Below are 26,905 nucleotides of genomic sequence, written 5' to 3' on the forward strand. Positions count from 1 at the left end.
AAGCCCATACGCCTGAACACGCTCAACCACCCACACCAAACGCACCCGAGCGGGGGAGGCCGCCTCGTGACGGCGCTAGGGTGTGCGACATGGCCGAGGAAATCGACGCGGAAACACTCGCGTTCGCCCACCGCATGTTCGACGCCGCACGCGAGGGCAACACCGAACTGCTCGCAGGCAACGTCGACGCGGGCCTGCCGGCCAACCTCACCAACGACAAGGGCGACACGCTGCTGATCCTCGCGGCGTACTACGACCATCCGTCGACGGTGTCGGCGCTGGTGGAACGCGGCGCGGACGTCAACCGCGCCAACGACAAAGGCCAGACACCCCTGGCCGCCGCGGTGTTCCGGCGTTCGAAGGCCAACGTCAGGACGCTCTTGGACGCCGGCGCCGACCCGAATGCGGGCGGGCCCTCCGCTCTCGACACGGCCCGCTTCTTCGACATCCCCGAGATGTTGGAACTCCTCGAATCCTGACCCCGTAGTAACAAGCCCATACGTCAGAACACACGCGCCCGAAGAGCAACAGCTCACACCGGAGGGACCGGTCCGCTCTCCCGCAGGGGAGGAGCGGTAGCGTCGACACTCGGAAGAAATCGACGGTGGGAGGCGTAATGGTGCAGGGACCAGTGACGGTCACGGTCACCGGTGCAGCGGGCCAGATCGGCTACGCGCTGCTGTTCCGGATCGCGTCGGGGCATCTGCTCGGTGCGGACGTTCCGGTGAAGCTGCGGCTGCTGGAGATCACCCCGGCTCTCAAGGCCGCCGAGGGTACCGCGATGGAGCTGGCGGACGGCGCCTTCCCGCTGCTGCAGAGCGTCGACATCTCCGACGATCCGCGGGTGGCGTTCGACGGTGCGAACGTGGCGCTGCTGGTGGGTGCCCGTCCCCGTAGCAAGGGCATGGAGCGGGGTGACCTGCTCGAGGCCAATGGTGGCATCTTCAAGCCGCAGGGCGCGGCGATCAACGAGGTCGCGGCCGACGACATCAAGGTGCTGGTGGTCGGTAACCCGGCGAACACGAACGCTCTGATCGCGCAGGCGCATGCGCCGGACGTGCCGGCGGAGCGGTTCACGGCGATGACGCGTCTGGACCACAACCGGGCGATCTCGCAGCTGGCGGCGAAGCTCGACGTGCCGGTGACGGCGATCAAGAAGCTGACGATCTGGGGTAACCACTCGGCGACGCAGTACCCGGACCTGTTCCACGCGGAGGTCAACGGGAAGGTCGCCGCGGAGCAGGTCGACGAGGGCTGGTTGCGGGACACGTTCATTCCGACGGTGGCCAAGCGCGGTGCGGCGATCATCGAGGCGCGGGGCGCGAGTTCGGCGGCGTCCGCGGCGTCGGCGGCGATCGATCACGTGCACACGTGGGTGAACGGTACGGCTGAGGGTGACTGGACGTCGGCGGCGATTCCGTCGGACGGTTCCTACGGTGTGCCGGAGGGCTTGATTTCGTCGTTCCCGGTGACGGCGAAGGACGGCAAGTTCTCGATCGTGCAGGGCTTGGAGATCGATGCGTTCTCGCGTGAGCGGATCGACGCGTCGGTGGCTGAGTTGGGTGAGGAGCGCGACGCGGTGCGCGGCCTGGGCTTGATCTGAGTCTTTCGTTCAATAGGGGGCGGCCTGCGGCCGCCCCCTATTGTGTGTCTGGTGACGGTCGATTTGCTCCCACTTGCGGTTTTTTATCTCGACGCCGGGCGGGCCGGCGTGCGGGGCAATGCGGTGTTCGAGGCGCTGCGGACGCCGGAGCTGGATGCCGTGGTCGCGTCGGTGGGGCCCGGTGAGGAGCGGGTGGTCCGGGTCGCGGGGGCGACGTATCTGGTGAAGGCCGGGCCGGGCTTGGGTGTGGTGGTCGACGTGTCGGGTGTGGTGGCGTCGGAGCATGAGGCGGCGCACGCGACGCGGCTGGAGTCGATCGGTGCGTTGGCGGCGGGGTTGGCGCACGAGATCAACACGCCGGTGCAGTACGTGTCGCACAACGTGGTGTTTCTGCGGGAGGCGTTCGAGTCGGTGTTGCCGGGCGTCGAGGACGAGTATCTGCGGGCCGAGGTGCCGGCGGCGCTGGAGCAGACGCTCGAAGGTGTGGAGCGGGTGGCGGGGATCGTGCGGGCGATGAACGAGTTCGCGCATCCGGGTGAGGGTTTGACGCAGGCGGATGTGAATCGTGCGGTGTCCTCGACGGTGGAGGTGTGCCGTAACGAGTGGAAGTACGTGGCGCGGCTGGAGCTGGCTTTGGATCCAGGGCTGGGGTTGGTGCCGTGTTATGAGGGTGAGCTGAAGCAGGTGGTGCTGAATCTGGTGGTGAATGCGGCGCATGCGGTGGCGGATGGTTCGTCGCCGGGGCTGATCACGGTGGCGACGCGTGGTCTGCCGGATGCTGTGGAGATTTCGGTGTCGGACAACGGGGTCGGGATGGATGAGGCGACGCGGTTGCGGGTGTTCGATCCGTTTTTCACGACGAAGGGTGTGGGTCGTGGGACGGGTCAGGGTCTTGCGATGGCGTGGCGGTGTGTGGTGGGTACGCACGGGGGTTCGATCGAGGTGGATTCCACCCCTGGGAAGGGCTCCACTTTCCTGATCCGTCTCCCCCGATCGGTTCGCCGATAATGTGCATTATGTCAAGTAGTGCTCGGGAGGGGTCTACTCCCCTAGCCGTTGAGCGACATGATCTTGGCGGGGTGTTCGCCGCCGAGGAAGTCGAGCAGGAGCTGGTTGGCGAGGGCGGGTTTCTCCATGAGCAGCCCGTGGGAGGTGCCGGGGACGACGCCGAGTTGTGCTTCGGGCAGGGTGGTGAGCAGGGCGGCGCTGTGTTCGATGCGCACCATGTCGTCGTCGCCCTGCAGGAGCAGGGTGGGTGCGGTGATGGTGGCGATCTGTTCGTCGGGGATGCCGGTGTCTTCGCGCCACATGCGCAGGCTTTTGGCGGCGAACGTGTCGAAGTGGTCGGCGCCGTCGGGTGAGAGTGTGGCGTAGTCGTCGCGGGCCCAGGCGGTCATGGCGTCGTCGTCGTGCAGGAGGGCCCAGGCTTCGGGGCGGGCGCCGTCGGGGTGCAAGTACTGGCCGATGAGGACGAGTTTGTCGACGAGTTCGGGGCGGTCGATGGCGACGAGGGCGGCGACCATGGCGCCGTCGCTCCAGCCGACGAGGTGGGCGGAGGCGATGCCGAGGGTGTCGAGGAATGCGCTCGTCTCGGCGGCCATGAGGCGGTAGGTGAGGCGTCCGTCGGCGTCGGGGGTGCGTCCGTGGCCGCGGCGTTCGGGGACGATGACCTGGTAGTGCTGGGCCAGTTCGGGGATCTGCGCGGTGAAGTGGGTGGCGTTGCCGAGGCCGCCGTGCAGGAGGACGACGGGGTCGCCGGTGCCGTGGGTTTCGTAGTAAGTGCGCAGGCCGTCGACGGTGGTGTAGCTCATGGGCTCAACGTAGCGCCGGCCCCACCGAATCGTTGGGGGGTGTTCGGTGGGGCCGGCGGGCAAGGTCGGTGGGGGTTGGTGACCGACCTGGGGTTGGTGCGGTGGGGTCAGTCGACGTCGGCGCGCAGGACCCAGATGCCGCGGTAGTGCCAGCCGCCGCCCTGCCAGTAGCGGTGGAACTGGTTGCCCCACTGCTGGCGCCAGTGTCCGCGGTAGCCGGTGCGGACGAAGTCGCAGTCGGCGTCGCGCCAGTAGCCGCGGTACTGGCCGGCACGGGCGGCCCAGGCGCACTGGCGGTAGGACTGGAACACCGCGACGACCTCGTCCTCGTCGCCGTCCCAGCCGTACCATCCGTGTCCGCCGTTGCTGACGGTCGTGGTGGGGGTGGTGGCGGGGGCGGCGGCCTGGGCGGTTCCGGCCATGCCGGCGACGCCTCCGGTGACCGCGAGTCCGGCCAGGGCCAGTGCGGCCCGCCGTGCTGTCGTGCTTGCCATAGAGGTGGGTCCCTCCTCGAGTTGTTTCGGGCAGGAAGTACGAAAGCACGCGAGATGTGAGTTTTGTGAGAAACCGGGGTGCGGTGGGTCGGCGCGGCGGGCGGCGCGCCCGAGTAATGCCCGTACGGAGGATGCTCGGACCCGTTCGTTCAGCCAACCAGTTACCGGACTTTCGTCTCCACAGTGGGCAAATGCGACGTTGTTTCGGGTGGTGTCGAACCAAACAGGAGTGATGGGACGTGCACCTGTCATCAACGGAGGGGCCGGACCGGACGGAGGCACGGGAGACATGCCGAAACGGGTGGACCATCAGCAACGGAGGCGGGAGATCGCCGAGGCGTTGCTGCGCGTGGTGGGTGTCCAGGGCCTCCACGGGATGAGCTTGCGGGAGGTGGCCGCGGAGGCCGGTGTCTCGCTGCGCCTGGTGCAGTACTACTTCCCCAGCAAGGAACAGCTGCTGCTGTTCACCGCCAGCTACCTGACCCGGCGGCTGACCGACGAGGTCACCACGCGGGTGGAGGCGGTGGGGCCGGCGGCGTCGCCGCGCACGGTCATCGAGGCGACGCTGGTGGCGATGCTGCCGACCGACCCGGACACCAAACGTTTCCATCTGGCGCACGCGGCGTTCGCGGTGCTGGCGATGACCGACTCGACGATCGCCGCGCAGGCCGTGCTCGCCGGCCCGGACGCGCGGGAGGAGCTGCTCACCGAGCAGTTGCGCATGGTGCTGCGGCCACCGGCGGACGCCCGCGCGGAGGCCGTGGCGCTGCTGGCGATGTCCGACGGTCTGGCGACCAGCGTCCTGGGTGGGGCGCGCAGCGTCGATGAGGCGGTGGGCGCGTTGCGTCACCACCTGGACCGGCTGCTGCCCGCCGCGTCGCGCACGCCGGCGATCGCGCGCGCCAGCGGCTGGTGAATATTCGCTAGCGGCCGTGCGCGTGCGGCCGCTAGCGTGCGTGTGGAGCAGGAACGGGTTCGAGGGAGACGGAGGTGCGCAGTCCATGGCTGCCTTCGTGGTTGACGCTGCCCTGCGCAGCGTCGCGCCGTCCCTCGTCCTCCCGGCCGCCGACTGAACCGTGCGGCCGACTACCCGCAAAGGGTTCCTGCGTTGTCTTTCTCTTTTGACGTGCTCGGGTGGGACTCCCCCTGGGCTGATTCTTTCGCGCCCCACGCCGCCGGTGGCCTGACCCCGGGGCGGGTGGTGCGCGTCGACCGCGGTCAGTGTGACGTCGCGGTGTCCGGCGGGGTGACCCGCGCGGACTTCTCCCGCCTGGACGTGTGCACCGGTGACTGGGTCGCGCTCTCCGGCCTGTCGGTTCATGCGGTGCTGCCGCGGCGGACCGCGCTGGTGCGCGCGTCGGCGTCCGGTGTGTCCTCCGGTCAGGTCCTGGCCGCCAACGTCGACGTCGTCGCCGTCGTCATCCCCTGCGAAGGCACCGTGGACCTCGGCCGCGCCGAACGTCTGCTGGCGCTGGCGTGGGAGAGCGGCGCCCGCCCCGTCGTGGTCCTCACCAAGACAGATGCCTGTCCCGACGTCGATCAGGTCCGTGACGAGGTTGCGGGGGTGGCGATCGGGGTGGACGTGGTCGCCACCAGCTCGGTCGCCGGCACCGGATTGGACACCCTCACCGCGGAGCTGACCGGCACCGTGGTGCTCGTCGGCCGCTCCGGCGTCGGCAAGTCCACTCTCGCGACCGCGCTGACCGGTGTGGAGCTGGCCGTGCAGGGCGTCCGCGCGGCCGACGGGAAGGGCCGGCACACCACCGTGCGCCGCGAACTGCTGCCGTTGCGCGGCGCGCGGGGTGTCCTCATCGACACCCCCGGGCTGCGGGGCGTCGGGTTGTTCGACGCCGAGGACGGGGTGGCGCGCGCGTTCGCCGACATCGACGCGCTGGCCGCCGACTGCCGGTTCGGTGACTGCGCCCACGGCGGTGAACCCGGCTGCGCCGTGCAGGAGGCGATCGACGCGGGGCTGCTGCCCGCGCGGCGCCTGGACAGCTACCGCAAGCTCGTCCGGGAGAACGAGTGGGCGGCGGCGCGCACCGACGCGCGGTTGCGGTCCGAGCGGCGCGCGAAGGAGCGGTCGTTCCACCGTCAGCTGCGTAACCAGTGGAACCGGCCCGGATCCGGGCGGCGCTGACGTGCACTCGCTTCTGTGCTGGCCGGCATGCACGGCATGGGGATGGGCGGTGGCCGCGCCCCGGCGCGGCGATTTTGTCGGAGGGTCCCGCTACGGTGCGGGTGCTTCCGCGAAGCAGAGCGGGCAGGTGCCGTCGAGGAGGCGGCACCTGCCCACTCGGATCCTTGACCTCACGCCCACTTCAACTTCTACGGTGCTGCCATGAGCATGGAGATGACCGCGTGGAACTCGCTGTACCACGCGATGCACGCGAGTGAGGAACGCCGGCCGTTCTCGAGGGCGACGCTGCGGCGCATCGGTGGGTTCGCCCGCCCGCACCGCCGGGCGCTGCTGGTGTTCGTGGGGTTGTCGGTGGCCGGTGCGCTGCTGGCCGTGGCCACCCCGGTGCTGGCGGGGCGGGTCGTCGACGCGATCGTCGGCGGTGAGGCCACCGGGGTGCTGGTGCGCCTGGCGGTGCTGATCGCGGTGATCGCCGTCGCCGAGGCCGGCATCGGGCTGGCCACGCGCCGCTTGTCGGCCGGCATCGGGGAGGGGCTGATCCTCGACCTGCGCACCGCGGTGTTCGACCACGTGCAGCGCATGCCGATCGCGTTCTTCACCCGCACCCGCACCGGCGCGCTGGTCAGCCGCCTGAACAACGACGTCATCGGTGCGCAGCGCGCGTTCAGCGACACGCTGTCCGGTGTGGTCGGCAACCTGGTGACGCTGATCCTCACGCTGGTGGTGATGCTCGGCATCTCCTGGCAGATCACGCTGCTGGCGTTGCTGCTGCTGCCCGTGTTCGTGCTGCCCGCGCGGCGGATGGGTGCGCGGCTGGCGCGCCTGGAACGCGAAGGCGCGGACCACAACGCGGTGATGAGCACCCAGATGACCGAACGGTTCTCCGCACCCGGCGCCACCCTCGTGAAGCTCTACGGGCGTCCCGCGCGGGAGTCCGCGGCGTTCGCCGAGCGCGCCGGGCGGGTGCGGGACATCGGGGTGCGCACCGCGATGGTGCAGTTCGTGTTCATCACCGCCCTGACACTCGTGTCCGCGCTCGCCTTGGCGCTCGTCTACGGGCTGGGTGGTTTCTACGCGCTGCGCGGGCAACTCGATGCCGGGGCGGTCGTGGCGATGGCGTTGCTGCTCACCCGCCTCTACGCGCCGCTGACGGCGCTGGCCAGTGCCCGCATGGAGGTCATGACCGCGCTGGTCAGCTTCGAGCGGGTGTTCGAGGTGCTCGATCTGCCGCCGCTGATCACCGAGAAACCCGATGCGCGGGCGGTGCCCGACGGGCCGGTGTCGGTCGCGTTCGACCACGTGCGGTTCAGCTACCCCTCGGCGGACAAGGTGTCGCTGGCTTCCCTCGAGGAGGTCGCGGCGCTCGACACCCGCGGGGGTGTGGAGGTGCTGCACGACGTGTCGTTCACCGCCGGCGCCGGGCAGATGGTCGCGCTCGTCGGGTCGTCCGGGGCCGGGAAGTCCACGATCGCGCAGCTAATCCCCCGCCTCTACGACGTCGACTCCGGGTCGGTGACGCTCTCGGGTGTCGACGTGCGGGATTTGCGCACCGACTCGGTGCGCGAGACCCTCGGGCTGGTCACCCAGGACGGGCACCTGTTCCACGAGTCGATCCGGGAGAACCTGCTGCTGGCGCGGCCCGGCGCCGGTGACGCCGAGATCTGGGACGTCCTCGAACGGGCCCGGCTCGCCGATCTGGCGGCCGCGCTGCCCGACGGGCTCGACACGGTCGTCGGGGAACGCGGTTACCGGCTGTCCGGTGGGGAGCGGCAGCGTCTCACGATCGCGCGGCTGCTGCTGGCGCGTCCGCGGGTGGTGATCCTCGACGAGGCGACCGCGCACCTGGATTCCACGTCGGAAGCCGCCGTGCAGGCCGCGCTCGCCGAGGCCCTCGCCGGGCGCACCGCGGTGGTCATCGCGCACCGCCTGTCCACGGTGCGGGCCGCCGACCAGATCCTCGTCGTCGAGGGCGGGCGCATCGTCGAGCGCGGCACCCACCCCGAACTGCTCGCCCTCGGTGGTCGCTACAGCGAGCTCTACCGCACCCAGTTCGCCGACGACCCCACCGCCACCGACTCCCTCCCCGCCCCGGTCGCCTGACCCCGTCGGCCTCCTGACGCCGTCGGCCTCCTGACCGCTCCGGTCAGGAGGCCGACGGGGTGGGCAGGGGGTTCGCGGCGATGTGGTCGGTGAAGGACGGGAGGCCCACCGAGGCGCGCCGGGCGTCCACGGTGTCGGGGTCGGCGATCGGCCACGGGATGGGGCGGCCGGCCTCGACGGCGGCGATCTGGGTGCCGTAGATCTGCGGGTGGCCCTCGTTGACCAGGACCCGGTCGCGGAGCATCGCCACCTCGCGGGCGGTGGCGTCGCCGGTCGCGGCGGCCGCTTCCAGCAGGGCGAGGGCGCGGCGCTGGACGTCGAGTTGCCGGTCGGCGTGCATCGCGATCTTCCACGCGCAGCGGGACGCTTCCTCGCCGACGAGGCCGGGGGTCGGCCAGCCGTGCCGGGCCATGAGCGTGGCGAGCCGGTCGCCGTGCTCGGCGGTCAGGCGCCGCCACGCGAGCTGATGCTCGGGGCTCGCGGTGTCCAGCCCGTACGTGGTCGCCTCCAGGTCGGCCGCCGCCATCGCGATCAGCTCCGCCGCCAACTCCCGCACCTGCTCGACCACGCCATCTCCTTGTCGTTCCCCGAGCGCTGCACTGTTTGGCCCCCTATGAGGGCCCCAACAGTGCAGCGCTCAGCCGCCCCATCGGCGGCGCCGCAACCGTAGGCCGTGCGCCGTTCCGTGGTCGTCATCTCCCAGAACGATGCCCCGGAGCCCTCGCCCGCGTCATACTGAACAGGCACCGAGATCCCGCGCGCCACGCTCGTGGCGGGAAGTCGGTGGAGGATGGCGTTCTCGCCACTGCTCACAGGCGGCGGGTGCTCCTAGCGTCGGGGTGCGTGAATGCCCCGTTCTTTCTGAGCCTCCATGTCCTCGCCGCGGTCCTCACGATCGGGCCGGTCGCCGTCGCGGCCAGCATGTTCCCGCGGTACGTACGCACCGCCGGCCAGGATCCGAAAGCCCCCGTGATCCTCGGCGTGCTGCACCGGATCTGCCGCGTCTACAGCGTCGTCGGCCTGACCGTGCCCGCGTTCGGCCTCGCCACCGCCGCCGCGCTCGGTGTCCTCACCGACGCCTGGCTACTCACCTCGATCGCCCTCACCGCACTCGCCGCCGCGGTCCTCGCGCTGGCCGTCCTCCCGCAACAAGCGGCCGCCCTCACCGCCGCCACCACCGATCCCGCCGCCGCTCCGATCCCCGCTGCCGGCCGGGGCGGGACGGCTGCTGACAGCGGTCTCGCGGGTTACACCGATGGGAGGGAAGGAGACTCACCCTCTACGGCAGGTACAGCCACCTCCACCGGGCGTCGTCCGGATGCGGCCAAGGCCGCGGCGCGGCTGGGCGTGGTGACGGGCGTGTTCAACCTGCTGTGGGCGGTCGTGGTCGTGCTGATGATCGTGCGCCCCGGCTCGACGACCGGGGTTTGACGGAACCGGGCCCGGTACGCCGCCGGGCTCACCCCCACCAGCCGCGCGAACCGGTCCCGGAACGTGCTGGCCGCGGTGAACCCGACGAGCCCGCCGATGCGCTCCACGGCGTGGTCGGTGGATTCCAGCAGGTGCTGGGCACGGCGCAACCGAACCCGGTTGAGCCACTGCACCGGCGTGGTGCCGGTCTGCTCCCGGAACCGCCGCGACAACGTCCGCGTCGACAGCGCGGCCTGCCGGGCGATGCGGTCGAGGGTCAGTTCCTCGTCGAGGTGTTCCTCCAGCCACGTCAGCAACGGCCGCAGCGACACCCCGTCGGGCACGGGCGGTTCGTGCGCGATGAACTGCGCCTGGCCGCCGTCGCGTTCCAGCGGCATCACCGAGAGGCGGGCGGCCTGCGCCGCCACCGCCGCCCCGTGGTCGCGGCGCACCATGTGCAGGCACAGGTCGAGGCCCGCGGCGGCTCCGGCGGAGGTGAGGATCTGGCCGTTGTCGACGAACAGCACGTCCGGGTCGACGTCGATCGCCGGGTATCGGGCGGCCAGCTGCCCGGTACCGAGCCAGTGGGTGGTGGCGCGCAGCCCGTCGAGCAGGCCGGTGGCCGCGAGCAGGAACGCCCCGGAGCACACCGACGCGATCCGCACTCCCCGGGTGGCCGCGCCGCGCAGGGCGTCGACGATCTCGGCCGGGACGGGCAGGTCGCCGTCGTCGACGCCCGGCACGACGATCGTGTCCGCCGCGGTCAGGTGATCCAGGTCCGCCAGTGGATGCCGCACGCGCAGGGTGAACAGCCCGGCCTCCACGTCCCCGGCCGGTCCGCACACGATCACCCGGTACGCGGGCTTCCCGTCAGCCAGCCGGGCACGGCCGAACACCTCGACCGGCACCGACAGATCGAACGGAACCACGTGCGGCGGAGCCAGCACCGCGATCGTCACCATGGCCGGAACACTACCCACCGCCGAGATCTTGCCGGCGTGAGGTCACGTAACCGGCTTGCGCCCATCCCCCGGCACCGCTACGCACGAGGCATGCCGAGAAAGCTCGTCTTGAAGATGTCGGTGTCGCTCGACGGATTTGTCGGGCGCAACGACGGTGACGTCGAATGGATCTTCCCGAGCGTCGACGAGGAACTGCAGGAATGGATGGCCGACCTGCTCGGACAGGCCGGTGCGCACCTGATGGGGCGCATCACCTACGGCGACATGGCCGGGTACTGGCCGGACTCCGACGAGCCGTACGCGGCGCCGATGAACGAGATCCCGAAGATCGTGTTCTCCCGCACCCTCGCCGAGGGCACGTGGCCGCAGACGACGGTGGCGCGCGGTGACCTGGCCGCGGAGATCAACCGCCTCAAAGCCGACGACGGCGACGATCTGCTGGCGCACGGCGGCGCCGGGTTCGCCCGCGCGCTCATCGGCCGGGACCTGGTCGACGAGTACCGGCTGGTGATCCACCCGGTGGCGCTGGGGTCGGGGCTGCCGCTGTTCACCGCGCCCACCGATCTGACGCTGGTGGCTTCCGAGCCGTTCCCGGGGGGTGCGATCGCGGTCACCTACGCGCCGGCGGGCTAGCTTTCCAGGCTCGCGAGGAAACTGTCCAGGTGCGAGCGCAGCCGCTCGATCTGCTCCTCGACGGTCAGCGACTCCTCGATGCGCCCGCCCACGGCGACGGGTTTCTTGATGCCGCGGACGTAGAGGGAGCACGCCAGGTCACTGCACACGTAGGTGCCCACCGAGTTGCCCTGCCGGCCGGCGGCGCCGGTCTTGCGGGCGGTCATCAGCGCCACACCGCTGCCCGGGTGCTGGGTCAGGCACAGCGAGCACAGGCTGCGGCGCAGGTAGCCGCGTTGCCCGGCGGCGGCGCGCAGCACCACGGCGACCGGTGCGCCGTCGTGTTCGGTGACCAGGTAGCTGCGATCAGGTGCCGACAGGTCCGTCCAGCCCAGGAAGTCCAGGTCGTCCCACAGGCGGGTGTCCAGGTCGCGGGCCATCGGGAGGCGTTTGGCCTCACCGCGGGAGCAGTTGACGAACGCATCCCGGATCTCCGGCTCGGCGAGTTGCTTCATGCAACGGACGCTACGCGCCGCGACAACTGTTTTGCCGCGCGATACCCGAAGCATGACAAAGTGACCCAATGGAGCATCATCCGATCGTGATCGTCGGTGCCGGGCTCGGCGGGCTCACCGCCGCCCGCGTGCTGCACCACCACGGTGTGCCCGCCGTCGTCTACGACCGGGACCCCGGCCCCGGCACCACCCGGCGCGGTGTGCTCGACCTGCATCCCGACACCGGCCAGGCCGCACTGCGCGCCGCCGGCCTCGAACGGGACCTCGCGGTGATCACGTCGGCGGGCGGTGGTGCGCTGCGCATCCTCGACCGCGAGGGCACTCTGCATCACGAGCAGCACGCCGGTGCGCTGCCCGACCGGCCCGAGGTCGACCGCCGCGCCCTGCGCGCGCTGCTCGTCGACTCTCTCCCGGCCGGGACGGTGCGCTGGGGTGCGGAGGTCACCGGTGCCCGGCCGGTCGGTGACGGCCGGCACGAGCTGAGCATCGCCGGGGCGCCTCCGGTCACCTCGGGTGTGCTGATCGGCGCCGACGGCGGCCGGTCCGCGGTCCGGCCGCTCGTGTCGCCCGCAGTGCCCGCGGCCGCCGGCTTGACCTACGTCGAGATGACGTTGTTCGACGCGGAGGCCCGCCACCCGCAGGCGGCAGCCGTCGTCGGGGACGGGTTGATGCTGGCCCTCGGCGACGGGCAGGGCCTGATCGGGCACCGGGACCCCGACGGGAGCCTGCAGGTGTACGCGGTGGTGACCGCCGACGTGCAGTGGGCGCCGGTGGACCTGCGGGCGGAGCTGCTCGACCGGTTCGGCGGCTGGCATCCCGGCCTGCGGTCGGTGATCGCCGACGCCGGGGGTCCGCTGGTGGCCCGCCCCATCCACGCGCTACCGCCGGGGCACCGGTGGACCCGCACGCCGGGGGTGACGCTGCTCGGCGACGCCGCGCACCTGACCGCGCCGTTCGCCTGCGACGGCGCCAACCACGCGATGCTCGACGGCGCGGAGCTGGCCGCGGCGCTGGTGGGGCACGGCAGCGACCGGGAGGCGGCACTCGGCGCCTACGAGGACCTGCTGTTCCCCCGCACCGCGGCGGTCGCGGCCGAAGCGGCGGCGGCGCTCGCGGTGTGTTTCCGGCAGGACGCCCCGCGGGGTCTGGTGGATCTGCTGACGGCGTCCGCGCAGCTGGCTACGGTCGACGGATGATCGACCGGTTCCGGATCGACGTTGCCCAGGCCGACCTCGACGACCTCACCGACCGGCTGACCCGCACCCGCTGGACCCAATCGTTACCGGGCCCGGACTGGCAGCGCGGCGTCCCCGTGGACTACCTGCGTGAGCTGGCCGGCTACTGGGCGCACGGCTACGACTGGCGCGCCGCGGAAGCCGAACTGAACGCCCATCCGCAGTACACGACCGTGATCGACGGGCAGCGCGTGCACTTCCTGCACGTCCGGTCGGCCGACCCGGACGCCGTGGCGCTGCTGCTGCTGCACGGCTGGCCGGGGTCGGTCGTGGAGTTCCTCGACGTGATCGCGCCCCTGAGCGCCGACTTCCACCTGGTGATCCCGTCGCTGCCCGGCTTCGGCTTCTCGGCCCCGCTGGCCGGTGACGGGTGGGGCATCGACCGGATCGCCGACGCGTCCGCCGAACTCATGGCCCGCCTCGGCTACCCGCGGTACGGGGTGCAGGGCGGGGACTTCGGTGCGGTGATCGCGCCCGCGATGGGCCGCCGCCACCCGGACGCGGTGATCGGGGTGCACGTGAACGCGGCGACCGGCGGGTTCATGGCCCCCGGCCGCGTCGAGCCGGACGACTCGTTCAGCGCGGCGGAGAAGCAGCGGCTGGCGCTCTCCCGCTACTACCGCCGGGAAGGCAACGGCTACTTCAAACAGCAGGGCACCAAGCCGCTGACGCTGGCCTACGGGCTGCACGACTCACCGGTCGGGCAACTGGCGTGGGTCGTGGAGAAGTTCTTCGAATGGACCCACGGCGACGCGATCCCCGTCGACCGCGACCGGCTGCTCACCAACGTGACGCTGTACTGGCTGACCGGCACCGCCGGGTCGTCGGCGAACCTGTACTACGAGGTGCTGCACACCCGCGGGATGCGGCCCACCGGGAAGTCGCCGGTGCCGACCGGGGTGGCGGTGTTCGCCGAGGACATGGCGATCCGCCGCTACGCCGAGCCGCTGAACACGATCGTGCACTGGACCGACTTCGACACCGGCGGCCACTTCGCCGCGCTCGAGGTCCCGGATCTCTTGGTCGCCGACGTGCGGGAGTTCTTCGGTAAGCTCTGACGCATGCTGACGTCGTGCCAGGCGTGGTGGCGCTCCGGATAGGAGCGGCGCCTCGTTGAGCATGACCTCGAATGGGCCGTTCGGTGCGAACGGCCCATTTTGCTGTCCACCGGCGGTCCCCTGTCTGAAAGGGAAACCCCGTGGACCGTGTGATGAGCGGTGACCGGCCGACCGGGCCGCTGCACCTCGGGCACTACTTCGGCACGCTGCAGAACCGCGTGCGCCTGCAGCAGGGCGGCGCCGAGCTGACGGTGCTGGTCGCCGACTACCAGGTGCTCACCGACCGCGACGTCGCCGCGAACCTTGGCGAGCACGTCGACGGGCTGGTGCTGGACTATCTGGCCGCGGGTATCGACCCGGGGACCACGATCGTCGCGCACAGTGCCCTGCCGGCGCTCAACCAGCTGCTGCTGCCGTTCCTGAGCCTGGTGTCGGTGGCCGAGCTGGAACGTAACCCGACCGTGAAGGACGAGATCGTCCAGTCGAGGCGGGCGGTGAGCGGGCTGATGTTCACCTATCCGGCGCACCAGGCCGCGGACATCCTGTTCGGGAAGTCGACGCTCGTGCCGGTCGGGCAGGACCAGTTGCCGCATTTGGAGCTGACCCGCACGATCGCCCGCCGCTTCAACGACCGGTACGGACCGGTGTTCCCGGTGCCGGAGGCGTTGCTGTCCGCGGCGCCGCTGCTGCTGGGCACGGACGGGCAGAAGATGAGCAAGAGCCGCGGCAACGCGATCGCGATCGGCGCGAGCGCGGACGAGACCGCGCGGCTCGTCCGCAGCGCGAAGACCGACGCCGACCGGCACATCACCTACGACCCGGCGACCCGGCCGGAGGTGTCGAGCCTGGTGCTGCTCGCGGCGCTGTGCCTGGACTCCGACCCGGTGGCGGTGGCCGCCGACGTCGGCCCGGGTGGGGCGGCGGGACTGAAGAAGGTCGTGATCGACGCGGTCAACGAGTACTTCGCGCCGATCCGCGCTCGCCGCGCGGCCTACGCGGCCGACCGGGGGGTCGTGCGGGAGGTCCTGGCGGCGGGTGCGGCGCGGGCCGGGGCGGTGGCCGACGCCACGCTCACGCAGGTGCGAACCGCCATGGGCATGGCGTACTGACCGGTACGTTGACTCGCGTGGATGCGTTCTACCGTGATCTGGGTGACGGCCGGTTCGAGAGCAGCACGGCCACGGCCGGGCCGTGGAGCCCCGAGTTGCAGCACGCCGGGCCGCCGTCGGGGCTGATCGGCGCCGTGATGGAACGGCACCGGCCGCGGGAGGGGTTCCGGATCGCGCGGGTGACCCTCGACATTCCGCGGCCGGTGCCGGTCGCGGAATTGTCGGTGGTGGTCACGACGGTGAGTTCGTCGGCGCGGACGGAGTTGCTGGACGCCGAGATCACCGCCGGTGGGCGGTCGGTGATGCGGGCGCGGGCGTGGCGGGTGCTGGCCGGGCCCGCCGATACGCCGGCGTTGCGGCACGGGGTGCAGGCGTCGCCGGTGCCCGGCACCGAGACGCCGCCGCCGATGGGCGCCGGGGCGCACACCGCCGGGTACCTGTCGGCGATGGAGTGGCGGTTCGTGTCCGGTGGTGGGTTCAGTGAGGCCGGGCCCGGTGAGGCGTGGGGGCGCCAACGCATTCCGCTCATCGCGGATGCGGAGGATTCGCCGGTGACCCGGGCGTTGACGATCGCCGACACGAACTGGGCGGTCGGGTCCGAGCTCGACTTCGTGCATCGGTTGGTGATCAACACCGACATCACGGTGGCGTTGCACCGCGAACCGGTCGGTGAGTGGTTGTGCCTGCGGTCGGAGACCGTCGCCAGCCCGGGCGGGTCCGGGCTGGCGATCGGTCGCCTCGACGACCTGTCCGGCGACTGCGGCCGCATCCTGCAGACCCTGCTGATCACCGAACGCTGACCCGCCGCGGCCTACCCGGCCCAAGCGGTCCCGTTCGGGCCGCTGGCCGCGCAGCGGTCCCGTTCGGGCGTGCTCCGGCTTGCCCGAACGGGACCGCTTAGCCGCTGGCCCGGCGTGCGGCGCTAGCGGAAGGCGGCGATGTTGTCGGCGGCCCAGCTGGTGTAGGAGCGGGGCGGGCGGCCCAGGATGTGCTCGATGTCGGGGCTCACGCGCTGCTCGTCCGGGGTGGGGGGTGCCGAGGATGTCGAGGGTGCCGTCGGCTACCGGGGCGGGCATGAACTGCGTCAGGGTGGCGCGGGCGTCGGCGCGGGACAGCTCGGTGAACGTCACCGGCTCCCCCAGTGCCGCGGCGAGCGCCGCGGCCTGCTCTCGCGGGGTGACCGCGACGGGGCCGGTCAGCTCGTAGGCTCGGCCGGCGTGCCCGGACCCGGTCAGCACCGCCGCGGCCACGGCCGTGATGTCACCCGGATCCACCACCGGCAGCGCGACGTCCGCGAACGGGGCCGCGACCGTGCGCGAGGCCCGCACCGACGGCACCCACGCGACCGTGTTCGACGCGAACCCGCCGGGACGCAGCAGCCCGGTCGCGGTCAGGTGGTGCGCGCCCGGACGTGGAGGCGTTCGCCCTGGGGACCGAAGAGGGCGAGGATCTCGGCGGCGGCCGGGCCGGGATTGCTGATCGCGTGCGGGGTGCGGCAGTCGAACTCGACGACCTCGCCGACGCCGAGCGTCAGGTCGTGCTCCCCGAGGATCAGCCGCAGCGTCCCCGACAGGATGTAGAGCCATTCGTAACCTTCGTGGACGCGTTGCTCGGTGACGTCCACGTGCTCCGGCGTCGGCGGAATGATCTGTTTGTAGGCGCGCAGGCCACCCAGGTGCTGCGACAGCGGGATCGTGGTGCGCCCGTGCACGGTGTAGGGGCGCAGGTGCACCCGCGGGTCGCCGGTGGTGGGGGCGCCGACGAGTTCGTCGAGCTGCACCTGGTGCACCCGGGCGAGCGGCAGCAGCAGTTCCAGGGTGGGTTTGCGCTGCCCGGACTCCAGCCGCGACAGGGTGCTCACCGAGATGCCGGTGGCCTCCGACAGGTCGGTGAGCGTGGTGCCGCGCTCGGCGCGCAGGGCACGCAGCCGGGGGCCGACGGCGGTCAGGACGGGATCAAGGTCGTCGCTCATCCCCCCAGTTTGCCACTTCGGCAAGAAACTTTGTCATTTCGGCGAGGTGCTGTGCATCATCGCGGCCATGACGACATACGACGTAGTGGTGGTAGGTGGCGGGGCGGCCGGACTGGCCGGCGCGGTGGCGCTGGGCCGGGCACGCCGGTCGGTGCTGGTGGTCGACGCGGGCGAGCAGCGCAACCTGCTCGCGGACGGCGTCCACAACTTCCTGACGCGGGAAGGGACGCCACCGGCGGAACTGGCCGCGGCCGGCCGCAAGGAGGCCGAGTCCTACGGCGTGCGCGTGCTGAACGCAACGGTGAGCGCCGCCGAGCCCGACGGGGAAGCGTTCCGGGTGACCCTGGACGACGGCACGGTCGTGGGGGCGTCGCGGCTGCTGCTGGCCACCGGCGTCACCGACGAACTGCCGCCCGTTCCCGGGCTGGCCGCGCGGTGGGGCCGGGATCTGCTGCACTGCCCGTACTGCCACGGCTGGGAGGTGCGCGACCGGGCGCTGGGCATCATCTCCACCGGCCCCTTCGCCGTCGAACAGGCACTGCTGTGGCGCCAGTGGAGCGCGGACGTCACGCTGTTCCTGCACACCGGCCCGGAACCGACCGAAGCGCAGTACGAGCAGCTGGCCGCGCGCGGTGTCGCGGTGGTCGACGGTGAGATCACCGGGGTCGCCGTCGACGACGACCGGCTGACCGGCGTGCGGATCTCCTCCCGCGTGGTGACGCGGGACGCGCTGGTCACCGGGACGACGATGCACGCGTCGCTGGCCGGGGTGGAGGGGCTGGGGCTGGTGCTCGAGGACCTGCAGCGCGACGGCGTCACCATCGGCACGTTCGTGAAGGCCGACTTCGCGGGGAAGACCGACGTGCCCGGGGTGTACGCGGCGGGCAACCTGACCGCGCCGGCCGCGCAGGTGGTGGCCTCCGCGGCGGCCGGGACGATGGCCGGCGCGATGATCAACATGGACCTGGTCGCGCGGGACACCGCAGCTGCCGTGGCGTTGCGCTTTTCCCCCGAGCAGGAACGTAACGTCACTGAACGAGTGCTCGGCGAGCGCCGTCACGGGTTGGAGAACACCATGCCGCAGGACAGCAGCGACGAGTTGGCGCGCACGTGGGACGAGCGGTACTCCGAGGGCGACATGATCTGGAGCGGCGAACCGAACCAGGTTCTCGTGACCGAGGTCGCCGACCTGACGCCGGGCCGGGTGCTGGACCTGGGCTGCGGGGAGGGCGGCGACGCGGTGTGGTTCGCGCGGCAGGGCTGGCAGGTGACCGCTGTCGACATTTCGCAGGTCGCGTTGGAGCGGGCGCAGCGGCACGCCGCCGAGGCCGGGGTCGGCGAGCGGATCGACTTCCAGCGGCACAACCTCGCGGTGTCGTTCCCGGAGGGTGAGTTCGACCTGGTGTCGGCGCAGTTCCTGCACTCGTGGGGGGACATGCCCAGGGAGGCGATCCTGCGGCGGGCGGCGGCGGCGGTGGCGCCGGGCGGGGTGCTGCTGATCGAAGGGCACTCCGGCGTACCGCACTGGGAGGACGGGTCGCAGCCCGAGCACGGGCACGGGGGGCACGGGCACCCGCTGCCCTCCCCCGGCGAGGTGATCGCCGGGCTGGCGCTGGGCGACGGGTGGGAGGTGCTCAAGACCGACGAGCACGCGCGCTCCCGCACGTTCCCCGACGGACGGACGATCCACCACGTCGACAACACGGTGAAGCTGCGGCGGCGGGTACCGTCGCAAGGGTGACTCGCCCCGCGGACCGTCCCCGCCACACCGACCGGAACCGCGCCGAATCGTTCGGGCCGATCGCCGGGGACTACGACCGGTACCGGCCGGAGTTCCCGGCCGCCCTGCTGGCCGACGTCGTGGCGCTCGCTCCGGCGAACGTCCTCGACGTCGGGTGCGGCACCGGCAAGGTCGCGGTGGGGCTGCGGCACGCCGGGCTGGACGTGCTGGGCGTCGAGATCGATCCGCGGATGGCCGCGGTGGCCCGCGCGCACGGGGTGCCGGTGGAGGTCGCCGGGTTCGAGACGTGGGACGACGCCGGGCGGCGCTTCGACGTGATCACGTCGGGCAACGCGTGGCACTGGATCGACCCGGTGCGCGGCGCCGAGCGTGCCGCGCAGTTGCTGCGGCCCGGGGGGACGCTGGTGCGGTCGTGGACGTTCGCGGTGCTCGACCCGGACGCCCTCGCGCTGCTGGAGGGCGTGTACGCGGGGCGGGCGGACGTGCACACGCACGCCGAGGCCGCGGTCAGCGAGGACCGGCGTGAGGCGCCGCTCGCCGGGTTCTCCGACTCCGAGGCGCGGGTGTACCGGTGGGACCTGCAGTTCACGACCGCCGAGTGGGTGGGACTGATCGCGACGTTCAGCGACCACCAGCTGCTGCCCGCCGAGGAGCGGGCAGCGCTGCTGGGAGCGGTGTCAGCCGCGATCGACGACGCGGGTGGGGTGCTGCGCGGCCGCGGCGAAGCAATCGCCTTCTTCAGCCCGCGCCTCTGACGCCGCGGCCGGCACGCCGCGCCGCGGCCGCGGGCGTCAGAGCGCGTCGTCGAGGAAGTCGATCACCGTGCGGGCGAGGGCTACGCGGTGGTCGGAGAGGGCGTGGTCGGTGGGCCACAGGTGGTGGGCCGGGTCGACGTAGGCGGCCACCAGCGGGTGGTGGTGCACCGCGGGTGGGGCGGCGGTGTCGCGGAGCCCCGCGATCAGCAGCACCCGGCGCCCCGCCAGCGCGGGCGCGAGGCTGGTGAGCCGGTCCGGGATCGCCGACATCTCCTCGACCAGCGCCGCCGAGGACGTGCCGGCCAGCGGGGCGATGTCCTCACCGAACCCGTCCACGTACGCCTGGTACACCTCCGGGTCGGCGCGGACCTGCTCGGCGGCCGCACCGAAGTCGAACCCGGCGATCGACACCACCGCCGGAATCGTGGTGTCCGCGGCCGCGGTCCGCAGCGCGGTGTACCCACCCATGCTGTGCCCGGCCAGCGCGATCCGCTCCGGGTCGATCCCCGGGTCGGCGCGCAACGCGGCGACGGCGGCCCGGGCGTCTTCCAGGACGTGCGCCCAGGCGAACGACCCGGGGCTGCCCCACGCGCCGCGGTAGTGGAACACCAGCGACGCGTACCCGGCGCGGCGCAGCACGTGCGCCAGGTCGAAGTTGCGTTCGTTGCCGGGGAAGCCGTGCAGCACCGCCACGGCCGGGTGCGGTCCGGGCCCGGCCGGGCGGTGCAGGACCCCGAGCAGGTCCAGCCCGGCGCTGGGCACGGTGAACACCTCGGTCACGGCGGGTGGCTGGGCGTCGGCGGCGGGATCGGTGATCAGCGGATCGGTCACGGCGGGAGCCTAACCGGCCCCCGCCGGCGCACCGAGCGCTACTCCGTCCGCAGAGCGACAGCGGTGCGGGTCCGGGCGGCCCACCCCGCCGGCAGCAACGCCCCGGCCCCGGCCAGCACGAGCCCGCCGAGCGCGAACACGGTCAGCTGCACCGGCCCGAACACGCTCAGCGCCATCGTCGGCAGCTCCACGCCGGCGCCGTGCCCCATCGCCGGCACCAGGACGCTGTGCAGCCACACCCCGGCCGGTACGCCGATCAGCCCGCCGACCAGCCCGATCAGCGCGACCGACGACAGCACGGAGAACAGCGTCTGGCGTGGCGTCATCCCGAGGGCTTTGTGGATGCCGATGTCGTGCACCCGGTCGCGGACGTCCAGCACGACGCTGTTGAGGACGCCGAGCCCGGCGACGGTGACCAGCATGAGCGTGAGCAGCCCGGCGAGGGCATCGACGATGACGACCAGTTCGTCGGGGCCGTCGCTGCCTTCCCGGTGCGCGGTGAGCCCCAGCGGGTCGAGCGCGGACTGCAGCGCGGTGGCGTACGCGCCGAGGTCGGTGCCGTCGGTGACCGCGACGTTCCACGACGTCGGTGTCGTGCCGGACGCGGCCTGGGTCAGCAGCAGACCGTCGTTGTTGCCCGGGTCGAACACTTCGCCGACGATCGTGAGCGTGGTGGGTTTCCCGTCGGCGGTGGCGGTGAACGTGTCACCGATGGAGCGGTCGGTGGCGGTGAGCAGTTCAGTGGGCACGACCGCTTCGCCGGGGCGGGTGAACCAGCGTCCGGAGACCAGTTCGTAGCCGGCCCAGCCGGGGTTGGTGGTGTATTCGACCAGCGTGGTGTTGCCGGTGACGCCGGGCACGACCACCTCGGTCTCGGTGAGGCCCGCCCAGTGCGCGGTGCCCTGCTGCGCGCCGAGAACCTCGGCGACCTTCGCCGGATCGACGGCACGCGGGGCGTCGTCGGGCGTGGGTTGTTGCTGTTCGCCGTGGGGACCGGCGCCCATCGAGTCGACGATCAGGTCGGTGCCGGAGTGGTCGGCGGCGACCTGGATGCGGTTGAGCGACGTCGCGAGGCCGGAGGCGAGGGTCACCGCGGCGGCACCGAACGCGATCGCGACGATCATCGCCGCGGTGCGCACGGGTGCGCTGAACGGGCGGGCCAGCCCGATCGTGACCGGCCGCGGCAGCGGCAGCCGGGCGGCGACGCGGGCGGCGCGCTGACCGCGGTGCGCGGCCGGGGTCCGCCCGACCGCGAGCGCGTCGACCGCCGACAGGCGCCCGGCGCGTCCGGCCGCCGCTGACGCGGTGAGCGTGACCAGCACGAGGACCCCGGCGAACACGGCGACGTCGACCCACGGCGCGATCGTCAGCGCGACCGCGCCGTAGAGGCGTTCGGTGTCGGCCAGCAGCGGGATCGCGACGAGGTTCCCGGCGACCAGCCCGAGGACGGCGCCGATCGTGGCGGGTACCAGGGCTTGGGCCACGTAGGCGCGGACGACCTGCGCGGGGGTGAACCCGAGTCCTTTGAGGATGCCGATGCGCCGGATCGTCGACCCGACGGCGCCGGCGATGACGGTGCCGACGATCAGCACCGACAGCAGCAGGCTCAGCCCGCCGAACGCGAGCAGGAACGGCACGAACACCGACGTCTGGTCGTTGGCGTTCTTCTTGATCGTGATCCAGGAGGTGGCCCCGGACACGGCCCCGCGGGGCAGCGCCGCGGTGACCGCGTCCCGGGCGGCAGCGACCGCGGAGGGGTCGTCGAGCCGGTAGAGCATCTGGTAGCCGGTGGACTCCGGGCGCAGCGCGGTGAGCCCGGCGGGGGTCATCCACGCGTCGGCGGTGCCGCTGACCGACCGCGCGAGCCCGACGACCTCGACCTCCTGCCCGTTCATCCACACGGTGTTACCGACGTTCATCAGCCAGCCGCTGCCCAGGCCCATGACGACCTCGCCGGGCTGCTGCGCCCAGCGGCCCTCGTCGAGGGTCACCCGGTCGACGCCGTCGCCCGGGCCGGTGCGTGCCGCGACGGGCGACACCGGACCCCGGACGTTCCCGGCGCCACCGGCCGGCATGCCCGGCGGGGGCGGTGGGGTGATCATGACCTGTCCGGTCAGGAACGGCCCCGACGCCTCCGCGACCCCGTCGGCGCTGGTGGTGGCGGCCAGTTGCGCGGTGGTGGCTTTCGCGGGGTCGGTCAGGACGGTCAGGTGCGCGCCGTGCTGGGCGTCGAAGGCGTGGTCGAACGGCGCGTTGGACGCCACCAGCAGGCCGACGCCGAGCAGCCCGGCGGTGACCGCGGCGGCGGTGGCGAGGGTGATCACGACGGTCTGCACCCAGCGGCGCTGCACGCCCGAGCGCACGACCTTGCCCAAGGCGCCGTTGGGGCGCAGGGCGCTCATCGCAGCACCGCGGCGGTGTCGGCGGCGATGCGCCCGTCGACGACCTCGATCGTGCGGGTGGCGCACTCGTCGGCGAGCGTGCGGTCGTGGGTGACCAGCACGATCGTCTGCCCGTCGGCGTGCAGGTCGGTGAGCAGCCGCCGCACTTCCGCGCCGGACGCGGTGTCCAGCGCGCCGGTGGGTTCGTCGGCCAGCAGCAGCGCCGGGCGGTTCATCAGCGACCGGGCCACCGCGACCCGCTGCCGCTCCCCGCCGGACAGGCGGCCGGGGTAGGCGCGGGCGTGCCGGTCGATGCCGAGACCTCGCAGCAGTTCGGTGGCGCGCCGCGTGGTGTCGCCGCGGGCACTGCCGGCCAGTTGCGCCGGGAGCACCACGTTGTCGAACACCGTCAGGTCGTCGAGCAGGTTGAAGAACTGGAAGACCAGGCCGATCGTGGCGCGCCGGTAGCGGGCCGAGGCGGCTTCACCGAGCATGTCGATGCGGGTGCCGCCGACGGTGACGGTGCCGTCGGTCGGTTTGTCCAGCCCCGCGATCAGGTTCAGCAGGGTGGATTTCCCGGATCCGGACGGTCCGAGGATCGCGACGGCTTCACCGGTGTGCACGGTGAGCGACACGTCGTCGAGGGCGGGTGGGCCGCTGTCGTAGCGGCGGGTGACGTGCTGGAGTTCGATGAGGGTTTCGGTCACTGGTCAGCTCCCCGTCTCGGTGGAATGCGGGGGACGCTAGGCGCGCGGGGCCGTGGGGCGCGTCGCCCGCGCTGTGGCTTTGCGGTCATCCCGGTGGGCGAGGGTCATCCTCGGGAGGTAGTCCGGGTGATCCTGTGGACGGACGCTCAGCGCCGGAGCCGCGGCGGAGAATGGGCCGGTGATCAGTTCGCTGCGTGCGCTGCCCGGCTGGGTGCTGCGCCGTTCCCCGGACACGGCGGTGCGCACGCGTCGCACCTGGCTGTTCGACGTCGGACTGGCGCTGAGCGTGGCGTTGCTCGCGATCATCACCTACGACCACGCCGACGACGTCGCGTTCCTCCCCCGGGAGGTCCCGTACGTGCCGGGCCGCCCGGGCCGGCCGGTACCGCCGGTGCCGTTGCCGCCCGGTCCGGAGATCGTCGATCCGCCGTCCGGGCTGGAGTGGGCGAGCGCCGCGTTGCTGCTGCTGTTCATCGCCGCGCCGCTGGTGTTCCGCCGCCGCTATCCGCTGTCGGCGCTGTGGGTGGTCCTGGCCACCGCCGCGTTCATCGGCGACGACGACACGAACACGCTGCGGCTCTCGTTCTACGTCGGGGTGATCGCGGCGTACAGCGCCGCGGTGTACAGCCCGTACCGGCTGCCGGCGCTGGCGAGCCTGCCGGTCGCGGCACTGCTCTTCGCGGAACTGCAGCAGGGCGCCGACCAGCCGGCGTTCGGGGAGGCGATCAGCGCCGTACCGGAGCAGGGCGTGCCGTTCCTGATCCTGCTGCCGCTGGGCGTGGCCGCGTACGGGCTGCGCAGCTGGCGGGCCCGCGCCGACGCCGAACGCGAACGCGCCGCGACGCTGGAGGGTGAGGTGCGCCGCGCCGCGCAGGAGGAACGCTCCCGCATCGCCCGGGAACTGCACGACGTGGTCACCCACAACGTCTCGGTCATGGTCATCCAGGCCGGTGCCGCCCGCAAGGTCCTGGAGGTCTCCCCCGGTGACGCCCGGCAGGCGCTACTGGCCGTCGAGGCCAGCGGCCGCGCCGCGATGACCGAACTGCGCGCGGTGATGGGGCTGCTGACGATGGACGGCGACGAACCCGATCTGGCGCCGCAACCGGGCATGGCCCAGCTGGAAGCCCTGGTGGGGCGGGTCCGGGACGCGGGCCTGCCGGTGGAACTGGTCGTCACCGGTGACCGGACCGGGCCGCTGCCCGACGGGGTGGATCTGGCCGGGTACCGGGTCGCGCAGGAAGCGCTGACCAACGCGGTGAAACACGCCGGGGGCGCGTCGGCTATCGTCCGCGTGGACCACGGGAGCGACCGGTTGTGGATCGAGGTCACCGACACCGGCGGCCTGCGTCCGCCGGCGACGGATCCCGGCTCCGCCGGTCACGGTGGGGGGAAGGGACTGATCGGCCTGCGTGAACGGCTCGCCCTCTACGGGGGGACGCTGACCGCCGGGCCGCGTATCCGCGGCGGCTACCGGGTGGAGGCGATCATTCCGCTGGCCACCGCGGACCCCGGTGCGGCCGCCGATCCGGCGCCGGTGGACGCGTGATGAGCGAGCCGGTGCGGGTGGTGGTCGCCGACGACCAGGCGCTGGTGCGCACCGGGTTCCGGCTGATCCTCACCGCCGACGGCATCGACGTGGTCGCCGAGGCCACCACCGGCGCCGAAGCCGTCGACGCCGTGCGCCGCACCCGCCCCGACGTGGTGCTGATGGACATCCGCATGCCCGAACTCGACGGTCTGGAAGCCACCCGCCGGATCGTCGCCGCCGACAGCGACGGTCCGCGGGTCCTCATGCTGACGACGTTCGACCTCGACCAGTACGTGTACGCGGCGCTGTCGGCGGGCGCGAGCGGATTCCTGCTCAAGGACGTGACGCCGGAGCAGCTGACCGCGGCGGTGCGGCTCGTGCGCTCGGGGGATGCGTTGCTGGCGCCGCAGATCACCCGCCGGCTCGTGGAGCGGTTCGCGCGCCGCGACGAGGAGGCGGTGGCGGTGCACCGGGACCTGGCGACGTTGACGCCGCGGGAGCGGGAGGTGCTGCGGATGCTCGCGCGGGGCATGAGCAACGCCGAGCTCGCCGGGCAGTTGCATCTGTCGGAGGCGACCGTCAAGACGCACGTGGCGCGGATCCTCGGGAAGCTGCAGCTGCGGGATCGGGTGCAGGCCGTGGTCGTGGCGTACGAAACGGGTCTCGTGGCGCCCGGTGAGGCATGACCGGAGTACCGTTGCGCGCTGTTCGGCCCGCTACGGCGATCTGAGGACGTTTACGCTGGTCAGCGAGGTGCGCGGCGTGTGTTACAGGGCTCGGTCTCGGCCGGCGAGGTGGCCGGCGACGAGTTGGGCGCTCATCAGGACCGCGAGGAACACCAGCGGGGTGCGCCAGCCGCCGGTGTGGTCGTAGAGCACGCCGACGATCACCGGCCCGGGGATCGAGAGCAGGTATCCGGCGCTCTGCGCGAACGCCGAGAGCCGCACGACCGACCCGGCGCCACCACCGCGCAGCCCGATCATCGTCAGCGCGAGCGGGAACGCGCAGTTGGCCATGCCCAGCAGCACCGCCCACAGCCACGGCGCCCCGGCGGGGGCGAGGAACAGCCCGGCGTACCCGGCGAGACCGAACACCGCGAGCACCACGGCGAGCAGGCTCTGGCTGCGCAGCCGCCCGGCCAGGGCACCGAGCCCGTAGGAGAGCGGCACCCCGAGCAGGGACGTGACGGCGAACAGCAGCCCGGCGTTCTGCGCGGACAGTCCCGCGTCGCGGAACATCTGCGGCAGCCAGCCCATGGTGACGTAGGCCGCGGTGGCCTGAAGCCCGAAGTACGCGGCCAGCGCCCACGCGGTGCCGCTGGAACTCATCCGCTTCCCGGTCTCCGCCGCCGGAGCGTCAGCCACGGGGACGGGTGTCACCGCCGGACGCCGGACCAGCAACACCCAGGGGGCGAGGGCGAGTGCGGCGACGGCGGCCCAGATGCCGAGGCCGAAGCGCCAGCTGTCGCCGAAGACCGACGCGACGGGCACGGTCACCGCAGCGGCGGTGGTCGCGCCGACGTTCAGCGCGGTCGAGTACACCCCGGTCGAGTACACCCCGGTCATCGCACCGACCCGGTCGGAGAACCGCTGCTTCACCACGACCGGCAGCAACACGTTCACCAGGGCGATCCCCGCGAGCGCCACCGCGGACAGCGCCAGGAACTCCGGCACCGCACCGATCAGCGGCCGCACGGCCAGCCCGAGCGTGAGCGCGACGATCCCGGCCAGGATCACCGCGTCGGGCCCGAACCGGCGCGCCAAGGCGGGCGCGGTCACCCCGACGACCGCGAAACACACGGCGGGCACCGACGTCAGCAGCCCGGCGAGCCCGGCGCTCATACCGAGATCCGCCCGGACCTCCTCGAGCACCGGCCCGAGGCTCGTCACCGCCGGCCGCAGGTTCAACGCGACGAGGACGAGTGCGGTCATCGCCAGCCAC

25 protein-coding genes and 2 pseudogenes are annotated in these 26,905 nt (G+C 72.3%); 16 read left to right on the forward strand and 11 right to left on the reverse strand.

All coding sequences use genetic code 11. From position 1 onward, the window contains the following. Nucleotides 1-89: 89 nt before the first annotated feature. The 3 genes from ACGFY5_RS09905 to ACGFY5_RS09915 all read left to right on the forward strand — a co-directional run bounded on the left by ACGFY5_RS09905 (nucleotide 90) and on the right by ACGFY5_RS09915 (nucleotide 2,611). Entirely contained in the window at nucleotides 90-479 is a 390-nt protein-coding gene (locus ACGFY5_RS09905; RefSeq protein WP_392719210.1) for an ankyrin repeat domain-containing protein, read from the forward strand. Nucleotides 480-616: 137 nt separating this feature from the next. Then, entirely contained in the window at nucleotides 617-1,603 is a 987-nt protein-coding gene (locus ACGFY5_RS09910; protein ID WP_392719211.1) for a malate dehydrogenase, read from the forward strand. A 51-nt stretch (nucleotides 1,604-1,654) separates the two neighbouring features. Then, complete coding sequence (locus tag ACGFY5_RS09915; protein ID WP_392719212.1) at nucleotides 1,655-2,611, forward strand: sensor histidine kinase; 957 nt, start codon at nucleotides 1,655-1,657, stop codon at nucleotides 2,609-2,611. Nucleotides 2,612-2,652: 41 nt separating this feature from the next. Here the strand turns inward: ACGFY5_RS09915 and ACGFY5_RS09920 are convergent, their stop codons facing one another. Both ACGFY5_RS09920 and ACGFY5_RS09925 read right to left on the reverse strand, forming a co-directional pair. Beyond that, entirely contained in the window at nucleotides 2,653-3,414 is a 762-nt protein-coding gene (locus ACGFY5_RS09920) for an alpha/beta fold hydrolase (RefSeq protein WP_392719213.1), read from the reverse strand. Nucleotides 3,415-3,521: 107 nt separating this feature from the next. Then, complete coding sequence (locus ACGFY5_RS09925; protein ID WP_392719214.1) at nucleotides 3,522-3,908, reverse strand: hypothetical protein; 387 nt, start codon at nucleotides 3,906-3,908, stop codon at nucleotides 3,522-3,524. Between the two features lie 289 nt (nucleotides 3,909-4,197). Between ACGFY5_RS09925 and ACGFY5_RS09930 the strand changes: the two genes are divergently transcribed. The 3 genes from ACGFY5_RS09930 to ACGFY5_RS09940 all read left to right on the forward strand — a co-directional run bounded on the left by ACGFY5_RS09930 (nucleotide 4,198) and on the right by ACGFY5_RS09940 (nucleotide 8,148). Continuing rightward, nucleotides 4,198-4,824, forward strand: coding sequence for a TetR/AcrR family transcriptional regulator (locus tag ACGFY5_RS09930; protein WP_392719215.1), 627 nt, complete (start codon nucleotides 4,198-4,200; stop codon nucleotides 4,822-4,824). 192 nt (nucleotides 4,825-5,016) lie between these two features. Continuing rightward, nucleotides 5,017-6,048 (forward strand): ribosome small subunit-dependent GTPase A, encoded by a 1,032-nt coding sequence (gene rsgA / locus ACGFY5_RS09935; RefSeq protein ID WP_392719216.1) that lies wholly within the window; start codon nucleotides 5,017-5,019, stop codon nucleotides 6,046-6,048. A 201-nt stretch (nucleotides 6,049-6,249) separates the two neighbouring features. Further along, the gene (locus ACGFY5_RS09940) at nucleotides 6,250-8,148 is read left to right on the forward strand and encodes an ABC transporter ATP-binding protein (RefSeq protein WP_392719217.1); all 1,899 of its coding nucleotides are present in this window, start codon (nucleotides 6,250-6,252) and stop codon (nucleotides 8,146-8,148) included. Between the two features lie 43 nt (nucleotides 8,149-8,191). Here the strand turns inward: ACGFY5_RS09940 and ACGFY5_RS09945 are convergent, their stop codons facing one another. After that, the gene (locus ACGFY5_RS09945) at nucleotides 8,192-8,716 is read right to left on the reverse strand and encodes a DUF6624 domain-containing protein (RefSeq protein ID WP_392719218.1); all 525 of its coding nucleotides are present in this window, start codon (nucleotides 8,714-8,716) and stop codon (nucleotides 8,192-8,194) included. A 275-nt stretch (nucleotides 8,717-8,991) separates the two neighbouring features. On the opposite strand from ACGFY5_RS09945, the gene ACGFY5_RS09950 reads away from it, so the two are divergent. Continuing rightward, the gene (locus ACGFY5_RS09950; protein ID WP_392719219.1) at nucleotides 8,992-9,579 is read left to right on the forward strand and encodes a hypothetical protein; all 588 of its coding nucleotides are present in this window, start codon (nucleotides 8,992-8,994) and stop codon (nucleotides 9,577-9,579) included. On the opposite strand, the pseudogene ACGFY5_RS09955 reads toward ACGFY5_RS09950, so the two are convergent. After that, nucleotides 9,555-10,520, reverse strand: a pseudogene (locus tag ACGFY5_RS09955) (GlxA family transcriptional regulator); the annotation flags it as partial. The gene ACGFY5_RS09950 and the pseudogene ACGFY5_RS09955 overlap by 25 nt on opposite strands. A gap of 90 nt (nucleotides 10,521-10,610) precedes the next feature. On the opposite strand from ACGFY5_RS09955, the gene ACGFY5_RS09960 reads away from it, so the two are divergent. Beyond that, nucleotides 10,611-11,153: a dihydrofolate reductase family protein gene (locus ACGFY5_RS09960; protein WP_392719220.1), complete on the forward strand. Its 543-nt coding sequence runs from the start codon at nucleotides 10,611-10,613 to the stop codon at nucleotides 11,151-11,153. Here ACGFY5_RS09960 and ACGFY5_RS09965 read toward each other — a convergent pair. After that, nucleotides 11,150-11,647 carry an FBP domain-containing protein gene (locus ACGFY5_RS09965; protein ID WP_392719221.1) on the reverse strand — a complete coding sequence of 166 codons (498 nt, stop codon included), beginning with the start codon at nucleotides 11,645-11,647 and terminating at the stop codon, nucleotides 11,150-11,152. The two genes, ACGFY5_RS09960 and ACGFY5_RS09965, sit on opposite strands and share 4 nt — an antisense overlap. Nucleotides 11,648-11,715: 68 nt before the next feature. Here ACGFY5_RS09965 and ACGFY5_RS09970 point away from each other — a divergent pair, with 68 nt between their 5' ends. The 4 genes from ACGFY5_RS09970 (at nucleotide 11,716) to ACGFY5_RS09985 (ending at nucleotide 15,849) form a co-directional block, all read left to right on the forward strand. Beyond that, nucleotides 11,716-12,843, forward strand: a complete 1,128-nt coding sequence (locus ACGFY5_RS09970; protein WP_392719222.1) for an FAD-dependent oxidoreductase — start codon at nucleotides 11,716-11,718, stop codon at nucleotides 12,841-12,843. Beyond that, nucleotides 12,840-13,940 (forward strand): epoxide hydrolase family protein, encoded by a 1,101-nt coding sequence (locus tag ACGFY5_RS09975; RefSeq protein WP_392719223.1) that lies wholly within the window; start codon nucleotides 12,840-12,842, stop codon nucleotides 13,938-13,940. Before ACGFY5_RS09970 ends, ACGFY5_RS09975 begins: the two co-directional genes overlap by 4 nt. 152 nt (nucleotides 13,941-14,092) lie before the next feature. Continuing rightward, entirely contained in the window at nucleotides 14,093-15,049 is a 957-nt protein-coding gene (trpS, locus tag ACGFY5_RS09980; protein ID WP_392720455.1) for a tryptophan--tRNA ligase, read from the forward strand. 17 nt (nucleotides 15,050-15,066) lie between these two features. Beyond that, nucleotides 15,067-15,849 (forward strand): thioesterase family protein, encoded by a 783-nt coding sequence (locus ACGFY5_RS09985; RefSeq protein WP_392719224.1) that lies wholly within the window; start codon nucleotides 15,067-15,069, stop codon nucleotides 15,847-15,849. Between the two features lie 122 nt (nucleotides 15,850-15,971). On the opposite strand, the pseudogene ACGFY5_RS09990 reads toward ACGFY5_RS09985, so the two are convergent. Together ACGFY5_RS09990 and ACGFY5_RS09995 are read right to left on the reverse strand one after the other, a co-directional pair. Continuing rightward, a pseudogene (locus tag ACGFY5_RS09990) lies at nucleotides 15,972-16,428 on the reverse strand (NmrA family transcriptional regulator); the annotation flags it as partial. An 11-nt stretch (nucleotides 16,429-16,439) separates the two neighbouring features. Beyond that, complete coding sequence (locus ACGFY5_RS09995; RefSeq protein WP_392719225.1) at nucleotides 16,440-17,021, reverse strand: helix-turn-helix domain-containing protein; 582 nt, start codon at nucleotides 17,019-17,021, stop codon at nucleotides 16,440-16,442. Between the two features lie 67 nt (nucleotides 17,022-17,088). Here ACGFY5_RS09995 and ACGFY5_RS10000 point away from each other — a divergent pair, with 67 nt between their 5' ends. Together ACGFY5_RS10000 and ACGFY5_RS10005 are read left to right on the forward strand one after the other, a co-directional pair. After that, nucleotides 17,089-18,762: an FAD-dependent oxidoreductase gene (locus ACGFY5_RS10000; RefSeq protein WP_392719226.1), complete on the forward strand. Its 1,674-nt coding sequence runs from the start codon at nucleotides 17,089-17,091 to the stop codon at nucleotides 18,760-18,762. After that, on the forward strand, nucleotides 18,759-19,517 hold the full coding sequence (locus ACGFY5_RS10005; protein WP_392719227.1) for a class I SAM-dependent methyltransferase: 759 nt from the start codon (nucleotides 18,759-18,761) through the stop codon (nucleotides 19,515-19,517). The genes ACGFY5_RS10000 and ACGFY5_RS10005 overlap by 4 nt, the downstream gene beginning before the upstream one ends. A gap of 36 nt (nucleotides 19,518-19,553) precedes the next feature. Here the strand turns inward: ACGFY5_RS10005 and ACGFY5_RS10010 are convergent, their stop codons facing one another. The 3 genes from ACGFY5_RS10010 to ACGFY5_RS10020 are packed head-to-tail and all read right to left on the reverse strand — an operon-like array spanning nucleotide 19,554 to nucleotide 23,436. Then, nucleotides 19,554-20,348, reverse strand: coding sequence for an alpha/beta hydrolase family protein (locus tag ACGFY5_RS10010; protein WP_392719228.1), 795 nt, complete (start codon nucleotides 20,346-20,348; stop codon nucleotides 19,554-19,556). A gap of 38 nt (nucleotides 20,349-20,386) precedes the next feature. Then, the gene (locus ACGFY5_RS10015) at nucleotides 20,387-22,750 is read right to left on the reverse strand and encodes an FtsX-like permease family protein (protein WP_392719229.1); all 2,364 of its coding nucleotides are present in this window, start codon (nucleotides 22,748-22,750) and stop codon (nucleotides 20,387-20,389) included. Continuing rightward, nucleotides 22,747-23,436: an ABC transporter ATP-binding protein gene (locus ACGFY5_RS10020; RefSeq protein ID WP_392719230.1), complete on the reverse strand. Its 690-nt coding sequence runs from the start codon at nucleotides 23,434-23,436 to the stop codon at nucleotides 22,747-22,749. Before ACGFY5_RS10020 ends, ACGFY5_RS10015 begins: the two co-directional genes overlap by 4 nt. Nucleotides 23,437-23,614: 178 nt before the next feature. Here ACGFY5_RS10020 and ACGFY5_RS10025 point away from each other — a divergent pair, with 178 nt between their 5' ends. Both ACGFY5_RS10025 and ACGFY5_RS10030 read left to right on the forward strand, forming a co-directional pair. Next, on the forward strand, nucleotides 23,615-24,982 hold the full coding sequence (locus tag ACGFY5_RS10025) for a sensor histidine kinase (protein ID WP_392719231.1): 1,368 nt from the start codon (nucleotides 23,615-23,617) through the stop codon (nucleotides 24,980-24,982). Next, the gene (locus ACGFY5_RS10030; RefSeq protein ID WP_392719232.1) at nucleotides 24,982-25,650 is read left to right on the forward strand and encodes a response regulator; all 669 of its coding nucleotides are present in this window, start codon (nucleotides 24,982-24,984) and stop codon (nucleotides 25,648-25,650) included. The genes ACGFY5_RS10025 and ACGFY5_RS10030 overlap by 1 nt, the downstream gene beginning before the upstream one ends. 81 nt (nucleotides 25,651-25,731) lie before the next feature. Here the strand turns inward: ACGFY5_RS10030 and ACGFY5_RS10035 are convergent, their stop codons facing one another. Then, on the reverse strand, nucleotides 25,732-26,895 hold the full coding sequence (locus tag ACGFY5_RS10035; protein ID WP_392720457.1) for an MFS transporter: 1,164 nt from the start codon (nucleotides 26,893-26,895) through the stop codon (nucleotides 25,732-25,734). Between the last annotated feature and the right edge of the window lie 10 nt (nucleotides 26,896-26,905).

The organism is Cryptosporangium sp. NPDC048952, assembly GCF_043197895.1.
Lineage (GTDB): Bacteria > Actinomycetota > Actinomycetes > Mycobacteriales > Cryptosporangiaceae > Cryptosporangium.

Bases quoted from the DNA above. Each gene is read 5' to 3' on its own strand.
- ACGFY5_RS09905 (WP_392719210.1), top strand. From the start codon at position 90: ATGGCCGAGGAAATCGACGCGGAAACACTCGCGTTCGCCCACCGCATG.
- ACGFY5_RS09910 (WP_392719211.1), top strand. From the start codon at position 617: ATGGTGCAGGGACCAGTGACGGTCACGGTCACCGGTGCAGCGGGCCAG.
- ACGFY5_RS09920 (WP_392719213.1), bottom strand. From the start codon at position 3,414: ATGAGCTACACCACCGTCGACGGCCTGCGCACTTACTACGAAACCCAC.
- ACGFY5_RS09925 (WP_392719214.1), bottom strand. From the start codon at position 3,908: ATGGCAAGCACGACAGCACGGCGGGCCGCACTGGCCCTGGCCGGACTC.
- ACGFY5_RS09930 (WP_392719215.1), top strand. From the start codon at position 4,198: ATGCCGAAACGGGTGGACCATCAGCAACGGAGGCGGGAGATCGCCGAG.
- ACGFY5_RS09940 (WP_392719217.1), top strand. From the start codon at position 6,250: ATGAGCATGGAGATGACCGCGTGGAACTCGCTGTACCACGCGATGCAC.
- ACGFY5_RS09960 (WP_392719220.1), top strand. From the start codon at position 10,611: ATGCCGAGAAAGCTCGTCTTGAAGATGTCGGTGTCGCTCGACGGATTT.
- ACGFY5_RS09965 (WP_392719221.1), bottom strand. From the start codon at position 11,647: ATGAAGCAACTCGCCGAGCCGGAGATCCGGGATGCGTTCGTCAACTGC.
- ACGFY5_RS09970 (WP_392719222.1), top strand. From the start codon at position 11,716: ATGGAGCATCATCCGATCGTGATCGTCGGTGCCGGGCTCGGCGGGCTC.
- ACGFY5_RS09975 (WP_392719223.1), top strand. From the start codon at position 12,840: ATGATCGACCGGTTCCGGATCGACGTTGCCCAGGCCGACCTCGACGAC.
- trpS (WP_392720455.1), top strand. From the start codon at position 14,093: ATGAGCGGTGACCGGCCGACCGGGCCGCTGCACCTCGGGCACTACTTC.
- ACGFY5_RS09995 (WP_392719225.1), bottom strand. From the start codon at position 17,021: ATGAGCGACGACCTTGATCCCGTCCTGACCGCCGTCGGCCCCCGGCTG.
- ACGFY5_RS10000 (WP_392719226.1), top strand. From the start codon at position 17,089: ATGACGACATACGACGTAGTGGTGGTAGGTGGCGGGGCGGCCGGACTG.
- ACGFY5_RS10015 (WP_392719229.1), bottom strand. From the start codon at position 22,750: ATGAGCGCCCTGCGCCCCAACGGCGCCTTGGGCAAGGTCGTGCGCTCG.
- ACGFY5_RS10030 (WP_392719232.1), top strand. From the start codon at position 24,982: ATGAGCGAGCCGGTGCGGGTGGTGGTCGCCGACGACCAGGCGCTGGTG.
- ACGFY5_RS10035 (WP_392720457.1), bottom strand. From the start codon at position 26,895: ATGACCGCACTCGTCCTCGTCGCGTTGAACCTGCGGCCGGCGGTGACG.